This window comes from Snodgrassella alvi wkB2, from assembly GCF_000600005.1.
Taxonomy (GTDB): Bacteria; Pseudomonadota; Gammaproteobacteria; order Burkholderiales; family Neisseriaceae; genus Snodgrassella; species Snodgrassella alvi.
The window spans coordinates 229,358-245,806 of sequence record NZ_CP007446.1; the positions used below are offsets into that span (position 1 = coordinate 229,358).

The following is a 16,449-nucleotide window of genomic DNA, read 5'->3' on the forward strand; positions in this document are numbered from 1 at the left end:
AATATTCTATATGAATATTATTAAACTTTCCCATCAGTTATCTTGACGGGAAAGTCATGCATATAAAATATTTAGTTAGTAGCTTTTATCCAGTCCCATTTGCCAGAAATCAGCTTCTAATTGCGTCGCTTTAGTAAAAATTTTGCTCAGTTGCTGAAAGCGCTGTGAATCAATATCGGCTAAACGCTGATTAATCCAGTCAATTTCTTCCTGCATGGCAATCTGAAATTCATCATTTGCGTACATTTCTACCCAGCTTTGATAAGGGTTATTAATTGTTTGATACCATGGCTGATCTTTAAGCCAGCAGGGAATAATTCCATATCCGATTAAGCATGGTGCTAGTGCAATATGTAAATCCAGTAATTCCCCTTGTTGTCCGGCATCGAGTATATAGCGTGAATATGCAATATTTGCTTTGGCTTCGGGCAGAGTACTAAGCTCCTGTTCACTGATACCCCATTCCTTACAATACTGTATATGTAATTCCAGCTCAGTATCCATAATAGCCTTGAGACCTGCTAATGCCTTGCGTATTTCAAATACATCATGGCTTTTATAAACCGCGAGTCCCCATGCACGCGCAAACTGAATTAAAAAAAGATAATCCTGTTTTAAATAATGCTGAAAACACGATTTATCCAGTATTCCTTTACCTAGCTGGCGGATAAAATCATGCTGAATATAACGGTTCCATTCATCCTGACAGGCTTCTGTGAGTGATTGAAATGATGGCATAAAAGCTCCTTTAATAAATAATATATTAAGGAGTAACAAAACAGACTTATTATTCGAAAAAAGCGTGTTTTATACTCCCTTCGGCGGTACTAACCGCATCAGGTTCTACGGGTGTAATCTCAGCCAGCGGCACCCCGGATAAATTAACCGGTAAAGGTTAAAAGAAAGTCAGACAACTAGCAGAAAAAATATTGAACCAGCTATAAGATGTACTGACAACTATAGTATACAGTTGTTTTCAATAAATATATATTGAATAAATATTCTCTAGATAGAATATTGGGTATTATTCAGAGATCAAATTTTTATTTTATTATTCAAATTTATGTCTGAAATAGAATTAAGGCTGATAAAAAATATGTTGCTTCTTGAGCGGAAAGTTTACCTGCCGTTATTGTAGCGGGCGGATGGTAGAGACTACATTTAATTATCAATGGTAAGTGTTCTGGTAAGATTACATCTTATACTTTGTTTTTATATTCATTAAATAACTAAATTTTTTAAAATCATATAATCAGAAAATGTAGCTAGTAAACTGCATGTTAGCTTTATAGCATGCAGTTTACTGATAGAGAGTTGAAATTTAACTACAATAGTAGTGAAAATTTTTATATCTAAATATTTATTCATAAGAAAATTTATTTAGATATCCTTTGAAATTTTTCTGATTGTTATCTGCTTTAGTTGATGTATAAACTATTTTATTAAGTGTAGATTTTAGTATTCAAACTTTTGCTTCGGAAAGTGTTTTATATTTTGATATCAGTTGAATACAGTCGGATAACTGTATTTTTCCTTTGATTTCATATGCAGTTATCTCAATACGATTTTCTTTTTTATTACAATAATAGTCTATTTCTGCGCCGCAAAATTTAGGTTGCCCTAATTTAAATGCAGGATTAAGACAAATTTTTAGCTTGATATGCATGTTTTTAATTATCTGATATGAGGTTATTTGTTCCCAGGGAATAACTTCATCAAAACAAGGAAGAACTAATCCTTGCGGCGTCATGGTAAGTAGTGCAGAACCTATACATTTATACAATTTGTAACATCTAGATGAAAAATAAATACTTATCAGAACTGAAGATATTTTACTTCCATAATCCATTTTATGACCAAATCTTATTATCAAATATGTCATAATAATGAAAAAGATTGCTATTAATGCGCGAAAAAATAATCGAATATATCCGCCTTGTATTATGGTAATGGTTTCTTGATTATGATCATAATTCACATGATGGTTTGGTTCACGCTGGTTCATTTTTATTACTTTCCGTGTATCAATTTGATGTAAATGTGCTGATTCATTATTAAATAGATTGCTTAGAGAAAGCTGTTTCACTGATATTGATAGGTTAACTGCATAAGCTATATTGTTCCTGTACTGATATTAAGATAGTTGTTGAACTAAAAATAGATCCTCTCTTAAAATAAATATATAAATATGCTTTTGTCTTTAAAGTTGTTAACTTATAACTCTTTAAATTTTGATATTTTTTTGATTAAATATCAAAAGATATTTTAAGTTAATTTATTTTAACAATAATATAATACAAATACAATTGAACTAAATTGGCTCTTTGTTGGGCTTGTATTGAGTCGTTTGGGTTGTACTATTATTCAAATTATTTCCTAGAACCGAAATTGATTGTTGCATATACATACACTGATATACAAATTAAAAACTCTGATAAAGTAAAGAATGCAGGACTTTGAACATATTTAATATACTAAAATTCGCTAATTTTAAAATTTATTCATAAAGAAATTACTTAAATATTGGTAAAAATTTTATTGATTATTATCAGTCGTAATTTATCTACTGATTATTTTTTGTCATATTATATTTTTGCGTAACATGGTTTGAATTCTCCCGGTTTGAATGTTGGATTGAGATAAAGATTTAGCTTTTTGTACATTTTGCCAGTTATCTCAAAAGAGTTTATTTGCTCCCATACAATGGCTTTATCAAAACAGAGAAGAATCAATCCCCGAGGCTTCATGGTGAGTAGTGCTGAACCAATGGGTTATACATTCTGTAACATCTGACTAAGCTAAAAGCACTGATCATTGAGAAGATAATGACACTTATCAGCCACTCTGAATCATGTGCTTTATCAGTTGTAATACAAGCATATATTGTTAAGATAAACGGATCTGCCAGCAGGGATCGCATAAATAATCTGATAATTCCGCCCTGTTTTAGGATAATGAGTTCCTGATGATCATTAATGATGCTTTTTTGATAATCTAAATTAATTTCTACTAATTCCTGTACATCGTTTTGGTAATTCGATTACCGAATGCTTAATTCCTTATTAAACGGATCTTCCGGAAGCCTGGTTGCAGTAATGCTAATGAGTAAAATATTCAATGATTTAGGCTGGTAATATTTAATACTAGACAGCCGTTGAGCTAAATTCGGGTATCGGTTGTAAACAGAAGGTGATTATTTAAGTAGTTTGCTAAGTTACAGTGTTTCTGACTTTCTTACATAATATGTAACATAATCTAAGTCAGATAATTTATATCTGTTTTGTAATAATAATTTTCCAATGCCTGAATAATTGGCTCCTGCAAAAGATACGTCTAAGGTAAAGTGCTATTTAGGAATCATTTTTAAAGCATCTAAATCTGCCATAAACTCTTTGGAACGATTCCATTGATAAATTGTCCAGTTAAATGAATGATAAAAAATATTTAGATGGCAGATATATTCGATAAAATAAATAATTTTTAAATAAATCAATTGTTTCAATTAACTTATCAATTTGATGATTAAAACTTGCTTATGCATTTAAATGATTTCTGGCAATGTTATTTAATTTATGTGCGATTATGCTGCTAAAGTTAAATAATTAATAAAAGATTTTATATCGGTTATATTACCTCCTTCTCTTTCTATTATTGCAAAAGATAAATTTTTCTCTTTTCCCTGTCTCGTTTTGTGCTAATAAATTTAGAATTCACCCAAAGCCATTCTTATATATTGAATAATCAGTTTGATAATAGTAATTACAGCTATTGTTACAGGAATCCACCAAAAAGAAATTTTATTTTCAGAATTAAAAAAAAGAAAATAAGACAGTACCAATATAATCAGGTTAAAAATTCCCAAAATGTTAAATATGACCCATTCAATAGGAAAATCAGCATGTCCATGTTTATTTTCATAAAACAGAAACATATAGCCGGCCATCTGAAGAAGCAGAATAATAGGAATGATAATGAATTTAATCATAATCTATTGATTATTTTGGCTTTGCATAAATAACTGCAGCTCTATTCGGGCATGAGCAACTGTTATGTAGTCTGATATTAAAGACTCACAATCCGGTAACTTTATTTTGCCTCTGATTTCATATGCAGTTATCTGGATATGATTATTTCGTTTGTTATATTTTATTTTTGCGTAACATGGTTTGAATTCTCCCGGTTTGAATGCTGGATTGAGATAAAGAGTTAGCTTTTTGTACATTTGGCCAGTTATCTCAAAAGAGTCTATTTGCTTCCATGGAATAGCTTTATCAAAGCAGGGAAGAATTAATCCGCGTGGCTTCATGGTAAGTAGTGCTGAACCAATGCTTTTATACATTTTGTAGCATCTGAATAAGCAAAAAGCACTAATCATTGAGAGGATAATGACACCTATCAGCCACTCTGAATCATATGCTTTATCAGTTGTAATACAAGCATATGTTATTAAGATAAACAGACCAGCCAGCAGGGATCGCAGAAACGATCTGATTATTCCGCCCTGTTTTAAGGTAATGGTTTCCTGATGTTGACTACTGATATGTTTCAGATAATTTAATTTAGTTTCTGCTGTTTCCTGTATATCATTTTGATAATCTGATTGCAGGATGTTTAGTTCTTTACTAAATAAATCTTTCAGAAGCGTGGTTGGACTAATGTTGATGAGCAAACCACTCAAACGGTTTAATTCGCCATATTTAATGTAAGACAGTCGTTGAGCTAAAGTCGGGTGCCGGGCATAAACAGAAGGTGATTTTTTTAGAAGTTTGCTAAGCGATGGTGTTTCTGAGTGTTCTACATAGTGTGTAACATAATCTAAAGGCAGAAAGTTTATATGTGTTTTATAGTAATAATTTTCCAATGCCTGATTAATTCGTGTTTGCAAAAGATGCATTTTACTTAAGGCTAAAGCAAATTGCTCTTTATGGGTAACTTTTAAAACATTTAAATCCGCCATAGCTTCTGTGGAACGATACCACCAATGAATTGCTTTATTGAACGAACAATAAAAATATTTGGCTAGCAAATATGGAGGGTAGAATAAATAATTTTCGAATAAAGAATAGGATAAATAATTCTGGTATAAAAAATTAGCTGTTTCAGTTAACTTATCAATCTGACGATTAAAATTTGCAGATACATTTAAATCATTACTGGCAATATGACTTAATCTCTGCGCAATTATGCTGGATAATTCTGCTAAGGTTAAATAATTAATATAAGTACTGTCCAGATATAAAGTATTTCCTGTTAATACTATTCTGTCCGGATACAGACGAACTGCTTTATTACTTACCCTGAAGCCATTTCCTATGCAAAGTACAATATGGTTTGGCATAGCGTTTAACCCAAGCTTTTGTACAATTTCCCTAATTAATTTCCATAATTCCGGATTGGTTTCAGTCGTGATCAGCACACCGCTTACTCTGGCTGTTCCTGTATTATCCTGTTTGTTATATCTGTGTAAATAGAAAAAGCATAATCCTGCTACAACAAACAGAGGGATGATTGCCTTCTCCGGTCTTGTACCATCAGTAAGTATTATGAAAACGAATAAAAAAGACAGAATAAGACTGATGGGCAATATCAGCAAAATTGCCTGTATCATATGCGACGCACGAGTAAAATTAATGCGCAATTGTTTTAATGATTTATCTGCTTTTCTGCCCAAATGCTGAATCAGGAATAAAGCAACTACTCCGGAAAAAAGACACATAATACCGCTAACTATGCCGCCTGTAGCGAGTGGTTTGGCATATGTAAGTGCGAAATTATGCTTTTTAATTTCTTGCTTTATTTGCTGACGCTTGCAGTTATTCTCATAACTTTCAGGCTGCTGTAGTAACTCTTGCTGTTGTAATGAAAGCTGAAAGATTTCCTGATTGATGCTCTGGATTTGTGATGAGGAGGGATAATAGTAAATGCTTAGGCGAATGCTAATAAGTGGTAATAAAATGATGAAAAAAAAAGATAGATTTTCTCTTTGAGCGAAAAGATATGAAGGTTTGTACTTTTATGCAAGATAATCACCTGCTATATTACTTTCTTGCGTAATCTTACAGAAAAAAGCAATATGAATCAGTTAACAATAATTCAGAATCTTTAATTTACCAAACTAAATACATTTCTACCATTAGAATACATAAAAACAAATGATTTTATATACTTTAATGTCTCATTTTTATTAAATTTTCTGACCAAGTTAGGAATTTGCCTATTTATTATTCGGTTTTTCTGTTTCGGCCTGCAGAATAGCTGCTAAACCACCATCGTCTGCCAGAAAATCAAATGCCTTTACGGTTGGTTCGGTTAGTGTCCAGAGAATTTCTTTATAATTAAATCCCTGATCGATTTTTAACCGAATTAATCCGTGTCCGTCCAGATAGATAAGATTGCCCAGTACATGATCAAGGCTATATTGTGTTACTAACTGGTCAAAAAATTCCTGCGATGAGGGATTCGGAAAACAATCGGTAAGTTCGGTAAGAATCTGATACTGAAGAGTACGATCAAGTTGCATGGCTGTCTGTGATAATCAATATAAATAATGGAATAATTGTAATATAGCCTGATTAAGTTCTGGTAGCAGGCTGCTGTGTTTTGTAATCTGGATGTGTAATTTTAATTATGATGATTGTTTCAGGAAGTATTTTGTATTTGTCTGGTTCTCATTGATACATTTAGAATGTTAAAAAAATAATAATCTGAATTAGACAGTGATAAACCGACAGTAAGCGGTGATGAGAGATACTTATTATATAGAAATTAGCAAATTTTATTTTGATAATATAATTGATAAAATAAATTTTTTATTACTCTGAAAGATAAATTCAGAATATAAAATAACCTAAATCAAAGTTTGTATAATTTCATACAAAGGTAATTTTGAATAATTATGAGAAAGTAATGTTTTTATATTAATAAAAAATTATATTTTTGCAAGGCCGATCTGTCCGGATTTAAAACATATTTATGCTTACTGTCATTTATAAGAATACTGTAAAAAGCAGCTGAGCAGTATTAGAAAAATATGACTTAAAATTAATAAGAATAATTCCTATTTTCACTTGTATAAAAGAATCATTATTGATTACAATGCGGCATCTTTATATTAATTTGTGTCAAAAGGGGTTAACTTAATATGCGCCGCTCACCCAAGATTATTGCGCTGGCTGTAGCTTATATCGGCTTTCCTGCAGTAGTTTATGCCGAAGGCGAAGCTCATTTGCCAACAATTCATGTTGAGGGTAAACGTGTTACGCCAAGTGTATTCAAAGATACTAAAGTCAAGGCAGATACTATTAAGAAACAAGGTGCGGTGGATTTAAAAACGGCATTAAAAGATGTTCCGGGTGTAGAGGTATTGGATACTCAGGGTACACGACAGGGTAATGACAGTGTCAATATTCGTGGTTTAAGTGGTAACCGGGTTGGTATGACCATTGATGGAATTGAGTTGCCTGAAGCAAATGAAATGAAGCATACGGGACAGTATGCGATTTTCGGTCGTGGTAATTTTATGGATGTTTCCGCGCTCAGTAGTGTTGATATCAGTAAAAATGCCCGTGGTTTTGGTTTGGGCGGTGTTGTTGCTATGCACACACTTACCCCTGATGAGATTTTGCAGGATAAAGATCAGGGTGGTTATATTGATACTCAGTATAACAGTGTGGATAAATCTACAGCGGTAACAGGTGTCGGTGCAATGAGAAGTGACCGCTGGCGCGGAATGGTACTGGGTACTTACCGTAAAGGTGATGAAGTGGATAACCGGGGTAATATTGGCGGCAAAGGGGCTTTGCGTACTAAATCAGACCCTGTTGATCACAATAGCCGGTATTTTCTTACTAAGCACGAATTTGATATTAATGACAAAAATACCCTGAATTTTACTGCTGAATATTTGAGCCGGAATCAGTGGACTGATTCATTGTCTCAGGTAAATAATACCTATACTGATGTACGCGGTATAGATGACAACAAGAAAACACGGTTTTCACTGGGACATGATTATCACAGTGATGAGGGATTGATTCAATCAGGTAAAACTCAGATTTACTGGCAACAGACTAAAACAGATTCAAGTACCCAGCGTGACTATGTCAAAGGTTGTACCAGTATGGTTCCTGACCGGAATAATCGTTGCGTTTTTGACTTTACCAATAAAGATAAAGTATGGGGATTGACAACAGACTGGTCATCGCATTTTGATACAGGTAGTCTGAGTCAGGAATGGCGCTATGGTCTGAGTTTTGCGCACCATGAATTAACTAGTGACTGGCAAGGATATTATGCCAGATCGAAGCCTAATGCCGATAACACTACTATTCGGGCCAGTGCGTATATAGATGCAGATCTGCAATGGGGCAATTTGGTTGTCAGTCCAGGTTTATCGGCTGCTTACTATAATATGAAGCCTAATTCCAATGGCTTTGTAACCGGAATCAATGGTGAAATCGGTGAATTGCGCAAAAAACATCAAAGTGCATTAACACCTCGTCTGGGTATTTCGTATCAGATTACTCCATTGCTGGTACCGTATTTTCAGTATGCCCGTGGTTTTAATGCGCCATCTTCTCAGCAGCTGGCTTCTTCATGGAATCCGGGAAACTACAGTTCCTGGGGTAATCCGAATCTAAAAGCGGAAACTGCAAATAATTTTGAGCTTGGTTTACGCGGTAAAAATGATGTTTTTGAATACGGTATAGCCGGATTTGATAATCACTATAAAAACTTTATTGATTATGTAAATATTTCTGATGTGGTGAAGCTACCGGCTGATGCTGTATGGAGCCGTCCGGGCAGTAAACAGACGCTGGTATTGCAGGCACAGAATTTCAGTAAGGCACATATTTACGGCGGTGAAGCATATGCACGCTGGAAGTTCGCGCCAGACTGGAAAGTAAATGGTTCAATAGCCTATTCGCGTGGCTCGATTCGCCAGGAAGGCGTAGACAGACCGCTTAACTCAGTGATGCCGGTTAAAGTGAAACTTGGTCTTGCCTATGATAAGGAAGTGTGGGGAGCTAATGTTGATTTAACCTATGTGGCGAAAAAAGATGATAGCGACATTCAAAATGTTCCAAAAGGAACAAGTTACTATAATCCATCCAGAAATTACGCGCTGGTTGATTTGGGTGGCTATTGGAAACCAACTAAGCATCTGAGTTTCCGTGCCGGTGTGAATAATGTTTTTAATAAGAAATACTGGAACTGGGCAGATATTGCTTACATGATGCCGAATGTAAACAGTCAGTCGGGCACTTCTGGGCAAAGCGACGGCAATGCGACTAAGTTAACCAGAGACAATGCTGATTTCTATTCAGCTCCGGGACGGACATTTAATGTAGGGTTGCGCTACACCTTTTAAATAAATCTGAAATTAAAATAATTAGCTGAATTATTTGCTAAATCACTATCAATAATAACTTTGTAAAGGAACGAGACATGAGTTTATGGCAACAATATCTGGATAAAAAGGCAACTGTCGAAGGAGGAATGTACTTTCCGCGTCAGGCAGCAGCTGATCTGGGTGTGAGTGAAGGCGCATTAATGGCAGATGCTCCGGACTCTGTTTATCTGGGCAGCCGGATTCGCGATCTGGTACTTAAGCTGGAAACCCTGGGAGAAGTTTTGAGTGTGGTGCGTAATGATGCCGCAGTACATGAAAAAGTTGGTGTTTATGAACATGTAACGCTGACTGCGCGTACAGGGCTGGCGCTGAATGTGGGCGGGTTGGATTTACGTTTTTTCCTGCATAACTGGCATCATGCTATCGCTACAACTGTGGTGATTGGTGAAAGAACCATGCGTTCGATTCAGTTTTATGACGAATACGGCATGAGTATTGAAAAAGTTTTCATGCGTGATGAAACTAAACTGGACGCATGGCAGGCTCTGATTGATGAATTCGCAACCAGTGGCAAACCGGAATTTCTGCCGGCACCGGAAATTAATGTAACGATACCGGAACCATTGTCACCAGAGCGCGAGCAGGCCTTTCAGGAGCGCTGGAATGAGCTGAAAGATGTACATCATTTTGGTGGTTTGCTGGAGACTTTTAAAATTGACCGCCAGCAGTCTTACCGTCATGCACCGGCAGGCAGCACTAAGCAGGTCGATTGCAGTGTATGGGAAGAAGTTCTGCAGTATGTTCAGGCAAATAATCTGGAAATTATGGTATTTGTCGGTAATCGTGGTTTAGTGCAGATTCAGACCGGTAAACTACACAATGTAGTACGCTCACATGGTTATCTGAATGTACTGGATGCTAAAGTACCGGAAGAAGGCTTTGATTTACATCTGCGTGATAGTGATATTGTAGAAACCTGGGTGGTACGTCGTCCGATTAGTGAAGGTTATGTGACCTGCATAGAAGGTTTTGACAAAAATCGTCAAACTGTGGTGCAGATTTTTGGTCGCCGTGAAGAAGGTAATGATGAAATGCAATCATGGCATCAGCTGATGGATGGCTTGTTAGCAGGCTAAGTAGCCGGGGCAGATATGCATTTTGTAGTTATGGTGAAATCATAAATTACTAGGAATATGGATATCTGCCATTGTAATATGAGTAATTAAAGGGTGGATTATGAAAAAATTACTGTTGGCAGCGGCTATGTGCGCTGCTTTTCCATTTGCGTTTGCTGCTCGTATTGTTACGCTGACGCCTGATGTGGCAGATATTGTGGTGGAGTTGGGTAGTGCTAAAGAAGTAGTAGGGCGCGAGAGGGCTTCTACTAATCCGGCTTTAAAGAATGTGCCCAGTATCGGCTTGTTTCACGGGCTGAGTGTGGAACCGATTGCGGCTAGAAAACCAACTCTTGTTCTGGGTTCGTGGATGGCTCAGCCAACCAGTATTTACGCCAATCTGAACCGGGTAGGTGTTAAAGCGGTGAATGTTGCGCCAAAGGATGATATTAATGGCTATGCGGCCGGTATTCGCCAGATCGGACAGCTTATTGGTAAGAGTAAAGAAGCCAATGCATTGGCAGATCGCTGGCTCAGTCAGGTGAAACAGATGCCAAAAACCGGTAAGCGCTATCTGATTAGCTATGATGGTCGTTATGTTTCCGGCCGGGGTACTGCTGCGGATGAACTCATCAGGCGGGCTGGTGGTATTAATGCAGCCGCTGCTATTGAAGGTATGAAACCGATGTCACGCGAGGCATGGCTGGCCGCGAAACCGGATATCATTCTGATTGCCGAACGTAACCAAAAACTGACAGGCGGCGTGCAGGGCTTGATTAAACGACCGGAAATTGCTGCTTCTCCAGCCGCAAAACAAAAGAAAATCTATTTTATGCCGTCAAATGATATTTTTCGTTATGGCCTGAATACTCCGCAGGTTATTCCTAAACTTTATAAACTGGCACAATAATTATGACGCAAGTGCAGCAAACGGCCGGTACGCCTGATCACAATAGGGTGAAAAGTGCGTTCTGGCCTAAATTGGTTTGGTTTATCGCCGCTATATTATTCAGTTTACTGTTGAGCTGGTTTTGTCTGGGACTGGGTATGGGTGGCTGGCAATGGCCGCAATCCATGGATGAGATAACACTAGGTATCCGGCTGCCGCGAGTACTGGTCGCGCTGATAGTGGGTGCCGCACTGGCCGCTTCTGGTGCTGCATTGCAGGCATTATTTGATAATCCGCTGGCGGATCCGAGCCTGATAGGTACTTCCGGTGGTGCCGCACTGGGGGTTATTGCCGTCCTGGCGGGTGGCTGGGGTGCAGTAACAGTACCAATGGCTGCGTTTCTGGGGGCTTTGCTGGTATGTGTTCTGATTCTGACGGTACATCGTCTACTAGGCGGAGGAACATTGGGGCTACTGGTGATGGGTTTTGTTATCAGTGCCTTTTGTGGTGCATTGGTAAGCATGATTCTGTTTATGTCGGATGATATGGTTTTACGCAGTGCAACCAGCTGGCTGGCTGGCAGTTTGGCTGAATCTGGTTTTACTTCACCATGGTATGCTCTGGTAGTAATGCTGCTGGGGTTGTGTGTTCTGGTGGCAGTGGGCAGGCGACTGGATATTCTGATGCTGGGAGAAGAAACAGCCATTAGTATGGGTGTTGCTGTCGGGAGTACCCGAATATGGGCAGTGATAGGCTCAGCTCTATTAACCGGAGCAGCGGTATCAATGGCCGGTATTATTGGTTTTCTGGGTATGATGGTACCGAATGTGGTTGCCCGTAATCGTGGCGGTAGCCGGCGTAAAATTATTCTGTTATCTGCCTGGCTGGGAGCAATATTTTTGCTGCTGGTAGACAGTGTATCGCGCTGGCTGAGTTATCCGGTTGATTTGCCTGTGGGTATTGTAATTTCTTTACTTGGCGGACCATTTTTCCTGTGGTTGTTTTTACAGCCATTGCGTCGCTAGGATCTGGATATGGAAAATTTATTTACCATTCGCAATGTACATGTACAACCACGTGGCCGTTGTATTTTATCGGTACCACAACTTGATTTACCGGCCAATCAGCATATCAGTATTATCGGGCCGAATGGTGCAGGTAAGTCAACTTTACTGCGTGCACTGTTAGGCCTGCATGGTGCCGGTGTCAAATTATTTGGAGAACCGGTTGACAATAGTTTAAAGCGCCGGCAGATTGCATGGGTGGGTCAGCACGGACAATATAATTTGCCGCTTACGGTAGTTGAGTATGTACAGCTTGGCTGCTCTCCTCAGGGCGGTTGGTTTAAGAAAGCCCGGGCACCCGCAGCAAAGCTCCAGCAGTTACTTGATGTTTTCGACTTGTGCACACTGGCACAGCAACGCATAGGCAGTTTATCCGGAGGTGAACAGCAGCGTGCTAATGTAGTACGTGCGCTGCTTCAGAATGCACCATTACTACTGCTTGATGAACCATGTAATCATCTGGATATTCGTCATCAGCACCAACTGATGCATTATTTACATGAGCATCACGATGATTTTTCTGTTGTTATGGTACTCCATGATTTAACTATGGCAGCAAATCATTCTGATTTTATTGTATTAATGAATGAAGGACAGATAGTTGCTTCAGGAACACCTCAGGATGTTATGCAATCTGCTTTGCTGAGTGAAGTATATCAATGGCCCATCCGGCGTATTGAAGAGGATGGTAAACTGTTTTTTCGTATGAACCATCAAGCGTTGCATTCGGCTGCCGCATAATATCACAATGAATCTCCATGGTTAGTATCAGCACGGTTCATGCTGAATCAGAGATAAAATGACCAATAATAACTTGGTATTTGTTTGCTATGTGTTCTGGTATTTGCAGTAAATACCTGATTGCCGGCAGATGAAAGTGTTAAAAAATTCCGGTATAGTGTGTATGACACAATTATCTAATACCTTTAAATCAGGAACTTTATATATGCAAAACGCCATACGTAATTTTTTATTTGGTTCTGTAGTTGCGGTGGCGTTAGCTGCCTGTGGTGGTGAATCTGCCTCAGGTACTGCTTCCAGCTCCGGTGAGAGTACAGGTCAAAAGGTAGTAATGGGGCTGGATGACAGCTTTCCGCCTATGGGCTTTCGTAATGAAAAAAATGAGTTGGTTGGTTTCGATATTGATATGGCTCGTGAAGCAGCCAAGCGTGCCGGCCTGAATGTTGAGCTTAAGCCAATCGACTGGAGTGCCAAAGAATCGGAGCTTAACAGTAAACGTGTTGATATGCTGTGGAACGGATTAACCATTACTCCACAGCGGCAGCAGCAATTATTATTATCCAAACCGTATATGGACAATCATCAGATTATTGTTGTCCGTCCCGATAGCGGAATTAATACTAAAGCTGATCTGAATGGTAAAATTGTGGCGGTTCAAGATGGCAGTAGTGCTGTTGATGCAGTAGAAGCTGATCAGAATACAGCCAAATCATTCAAAGAATTGAAGAAATATGCAGATAATGTGACAGCATTAATGGATGTATCCGCCAAACGTGTAGATGCACTGGTTGTAGATGAAGTAGTCGGTCGCTATTATGTTTCAAAAAAACCTAATGAATATAAAGTATTAGGTGATAATTTTGGTACGGAGCAATATGCTGTTGCTTTCCGTAAAGATGATCAGGCTCTGGAGCAAAAAATTCAAGGGGCTCTGGATAGTATGAAAGCAGACGGTACATCTGCTAAAATTGCTACGAAATGGTTCGGTAAAGACATCATTAAATAAATGTTGTTTTACTTTGGAATCAACGCTGCCTGAATAGAATTTATTCAGGCAGCGTTATTGTTGTTTTAAGGAATACACATGAATTATGTGTTAAATATGCTGCCTGAACTCTGGACAGGAGCAAAAATTACTCTGAGCCTGTTTGCCATTACTCTATTACTGTCTATTCCGTTAGGGTTGGTATTGGCATTATTGCGCCTTTCCGAAATCAGGGCGCTGGATTATATTGTTAATTTTTATATCTGGGTGATGCGCGGCACACCTTTAATGTTGCAGATTTTCTTTATTTACTTTGCTTTACCGGCAGTAAATATTTTACTGCCGGCATATACTACAGCGGTAGTAGCGTTTGTGCTTAACTATGCTGCTTATTTTGCAGAGATTTTCCGTGCCGGAATTCAGGGGGTAGGTAAGGGACAGTATGAAGCAGCAAAGACATTAGGGATGAGCTACGGCCAAACCATGCGTCGTATTGTTTTACCACAAATGTGGAAAAAAATTCTGCCGCCGTTAAGCAATGAAACGATTACACTGGTTAAAGATACATCGCTGGTATATGTGCTGGCATTACAGGATGTGATGCGGGTAACTTATCAGCTGGTACAGCGTGAATTTAATCTGATGCCGTTTTTTGTGGCGGCTGCATTCTACCTGATTATGACCCTAATTCTGACCTGGGGCTTCCAGAAAATGGAGAAACGCTATGCACGCTACGACGACTGATTTAATGATAGATGCCCGCGGTATTTATAAGGCTTTTGGTAATACTGAAGTACTCAAAGGCGTCGATATTCAGGTAGCACGCTCAGAAGTAGTTGCCATTATCGGTTCTTCCGGTTCAGGCAAATCTACATTATTGCGTTGTCTGAATTATCTGGAAAAGATAGATGCGGGCAGTATTGCCATTGAAAATGATTTTCTGGTACAGAACAATATCCACAATCGTGCCCATTATGTATCTGAAGGTCTGATAAAAAAAATCTGTACTCGGATGGGTATGGTTTTTCAGCAGTTCAATCTGTTTCCGCACATGACCGTATTACAAAATATCATTGAAGCACCAATAACTGTGAAAAAAATGAAGCGTGATGAGATTGTTCCGCTGGCACAGGAGTTGTTGCGCAAGGTTGGTCTGGCTAATAAACAGGATTATTATCCGTCTCAATTATCCGGCGGACAAAAACAGCGGGTTGCTATTGCCCGTGCACTGGCTATGCAGCCGCAAATTATGCTGTTTGATGAACCTACTTCAGCGCTTGATCCTGAATTAACCGGCGAAGTATTGAAAACGATGCAGCAACTAGCTGAAGACAGAATGACTATGGTTGTGGTCACTCATGAAATGGGTTTTGCTCGTGAGGTGGCTGATAAGGTGTTGTTTATGGATAAGGGTGTGATTGTTGAGGCTGGTGAAGCCAGCAGCTTTTTTGCTAATCCTCAGCATACACGAACACAGGAGTTTTTGAGCTCGATGCTGAAGTAAAAATATTTTATAGATGTTAATTTATTGAATAAATATAAAATCGTTATATATAAAACCATCAGAACACAAGTGTGTCTGATGGTTTTTAGAAAATACAGTTTATTCTGTATCAGCAGCTTTAGCTACGGTTACCATAGCAGGGCGTAATACACGGTCGGACAGGGTATAACCTTTTTTCATTACCGAAACTACTGTATTGGGTTCTTGTTCACTTTCTACACTTTGCAAGGCCTGATGACGGTGCGGATCAAGTTTGTCGCCGGCTTTGGGATCGATCTCTTTAATATTAGACTGATCGAAAGCTTTTTGTAATTCGGTCAGCGTCATTTGTACGCCCATTTTCAGTGCGTCAAAGTTACCGCTTTGATCTTGCAGAGCCATTTCCAGATAATCTTTAACTGGTAGCATGGCACTGGCAAATTTCTGTCCGGCAAATTTGTGTGCGCTTTCCAGTTCATCCTGATGACGTCTGCGCAGATTTTGTTCATTGGCGAGTGAACGTAACTGTTCGTCTTTGAGTTGTCCTTCAAGTTCGCTAATACGTTCCTGTAACTCTTCTACGGTAGCTTCAGGAGCGACAATTGGTTCTGTGGTTTCGGTATTATCATTAACCTGTGTTTCGTTTTCGGTATTGTTTTCCGGTTGCATATTTTTTCCTCTGCAAAAGGGTAAGTTATTTGATTAAATTGGGTCGTTGTATATCGATTTCAAGCGACTGTAACAGATTTGTAATTACTTTTATTTATTAATTTTAATGAGTTGATTTTTATAAAAATTAAATATATTTATATATCAATAT

14 protein-coding genes and 1 riboswitch are annotated in these 16,449 nt (G+C 38.2%); of the genes, 9 read left to right on the top strand and 5 right to left on the bottom strand.

Annotation, left to right across the window (positions count from 1 at the left end; genetic code table 11):
• Positions 1 to 75: 75 nt before the first annotated feature.
• The 3 genes from tenA to SALWKB2_RS01000 form a co-directional block, all read right to left on the bottom strand.
• A complete protein-coding gene (gene tenA, locus SALWKB2_RS00985) occupies positions 76 to 738 on the bottom strand; it encodes a thiaminase II (RefSeq protein WP_025329836.1) in 663 nt (220 codons plus the stop codon).
• Between the two features lie 57 nt (positions 739 to 795).
• Positions 796 to 885, bottom strand: a riboswitch (TPP riboswitch).
• 577 nt (positions 886 to 1,462) lie between these two features.
• Positions 1,463 to 2,005 carry a hypothetical protein gene (locus SALWKB2_RS00990; protein ID WP_038648597.1) on the bottom strand — a complete coding sequence of 181 codons (543 nt, stop codon included), beginning with the start codon at positions 2,003 to 2,005 and terminating at the stop codon, positions 1,463 to 1,465.
• Between the two features lie 1,983 nt (positions 2,006 to 3,988).
• Positions 3,989 to 5,338 (bottom strand): M48 family metallopeptidase, encoded by a 1,350-nt coding sequence (locus tag SALWKB2_RS01000; RefSeq protein WP_144353306.1) that lies wholly within the window; start codon positions 5,336 to 5,338, stop codon positions 3,989 to 3,991.
• Positions 5,339 to 5,543: 205 nt separating this feature from the next.
• Between SALWKB2_RS01000 and SALWKB2_RS12615 the strand changes: the two genes are divergently transcribed.
• Positions 5,544 to 5,678 (top strand): hypothetical protein, encoded by a 135-nt coding sequence (locus SALWKB2_RS12615; RefSeq protein WP_269146747.1) that lies wholly within the window; start codon positions 5,544 to 5,546, stop codon positions 5,676 to 5,678.
• A gap of 536 nt (positions 5,679 to 6,214) precedes the next feature.
• Here the strand turns inward: SALWKB2_RS12615 and SALWKB2_RS01005 are convergent.
• Positions 6,215 to 6,520 (bottom strand): hypothetical protein, encoded by a 306-nt coding sequence (locus SALWKB2_RS01005; RefSeq protein ID WP_025329840.1) that lies wholly within the window; start codon positions 6,518 to 6,520, stop codon positions 6,215 to 6,217.
• A 621-nt stretch (positions 6,521 to 7,141) separates the two neighbouring features.
• On the opposite strand from SALWKB2_RS01005, the gene SALWKB2_RS01010 reads away from it, so the two are divergent.
• The 8 genes from SALWKB2_RS01010 to SALWKB2_RS01045 all read left to right on the top strand — a co-directional run bounded on the left by SALWKB2_RS01010 (position 7,142) and on the right by SALWKB2_RS01045 (position 15,650).
• A complete protein-coding gene (locus tag SALWKB2_RS01010) occupies positions 7,142 to 9,370 on the top strand; it encodes a TonB-dependent hemoglobin/transferrin/lactoferrin family receptor (RefSeq protein ID WP_025329841.1) in 2,229 nt (742 codons plus the stop codon).
• A 77-nt stretch (positions 9,371 to 9,447) separates the two neighbouring features.
• Positions 9,448 to 10,488: a hemin-degrading factor gene (locus SALWKB2_RS01015; protein ID WP_025329842.1), complete on the top strand. Its 1,041-nt coding sequence runs from the start codon at positions 9,448 to 9,450 to the stop codon at positions 10,486 to 10,488.
• Between the two features lie 100 nt (positions 10,489 to 10,588).
• Positions 10,589 to 11,377 (top strand): heme/hemin ABC transporter substrate-binding protein, encoded by a 789-nt coding sequence (locus SALWKB2_RS01020; protein WP_025329843.1) that lies wholly within the window; start codon positions 10,589 to 10,591, stop codon positions 11,375 to 11,377.
• A gap of 2 nt (positions 11,378 to 11,379) precedes the next feature.
• Positions 11,380 to 12,381 carry a FecCD family ABC transporter permease gene (locus SALWKB2_RS01025; RefSeq protein ID WP_025329844.1) on the top strand — a complete coding sequence of 334 codons (1,002 nt, stop codon included), beginning with the start codon at positions 11,380 to 11,382 and terminating at the stop codon, positions 12,379 to 12,381.
• 9 nt (positions 12,382 to 12,390) lie between these two features.
• On the top strand, positions 12,391 to 13,161 hold the full coding sequence (locus tag SALWKB2_RS01030; protein WP_025329845.1) for an ABC transporter ATP-binding protein: 771 nt from the start codon (positions 12,391 to 12,393) through the stop codon (positions 13,159 to 13,161).
• A 205-nt stretch (positions 13,162 to 13,366) separates the two neighbouring features.
• The gene (locus SALWKB2_RS01035) at positions 13,367 to 14,167 is read left to right on the top strand and encodes an amino acid ABC transporter substrate-binding protein (RefSeq protein ID WP_025329846.1); all 801 of its coding nucleotides are present in this window, start codon (positions 13,367 to 13,369) and stop codon (positions 14,165 to 14,167) included.
• Positions 14,168 to 14,245: 78 nt separating this feature from the next.
• Positions 14,246 to 14,890 (top strand): amino acid ABC transporter permease, encoded by a 645-nt coding sequence (locus tag SALWKB2_RS01040; RefSeq protein ID WP_025329847.1) that lies wholly within the window; start codon positions 14,246 to 14,248, stop codon positions 14,888 to 14,890.
• A gap of 4 nt (positions 14,891 to 14,894) precedes the next feature.
• Positions 14,895 to 15,650, top strand: coding sequence for an amino acid ABC transporter ATP-binding protein (locus tag SALWKB2_RS01045; protein ID WP_025329848.1), 756 nt, complete (start codon positions 14,895 to 14,897; stop codon positions 15,648 to 15,650).
• A gap of 99 nt (positions 15,651 to 15,749) precedes the next feature.
• Here SALWKB2_RS01045 and grpE read toward each other — a convergent pair whose 3' ends face one another.
• Positions 15,750 to 16,298, bottom strand: coding sequence for a nucleotide exchange factor GrpE (grpE, locus tag SALWKB2_RS01050; RefSeq protein WP_025329849.1), 549 nt, complete (start codon positions 16,296 to 16,298; stop codon positions 15,750 to 15,752).
• Positions 16,299 to 16,449 lie beyond the last annotated feature (151 nt).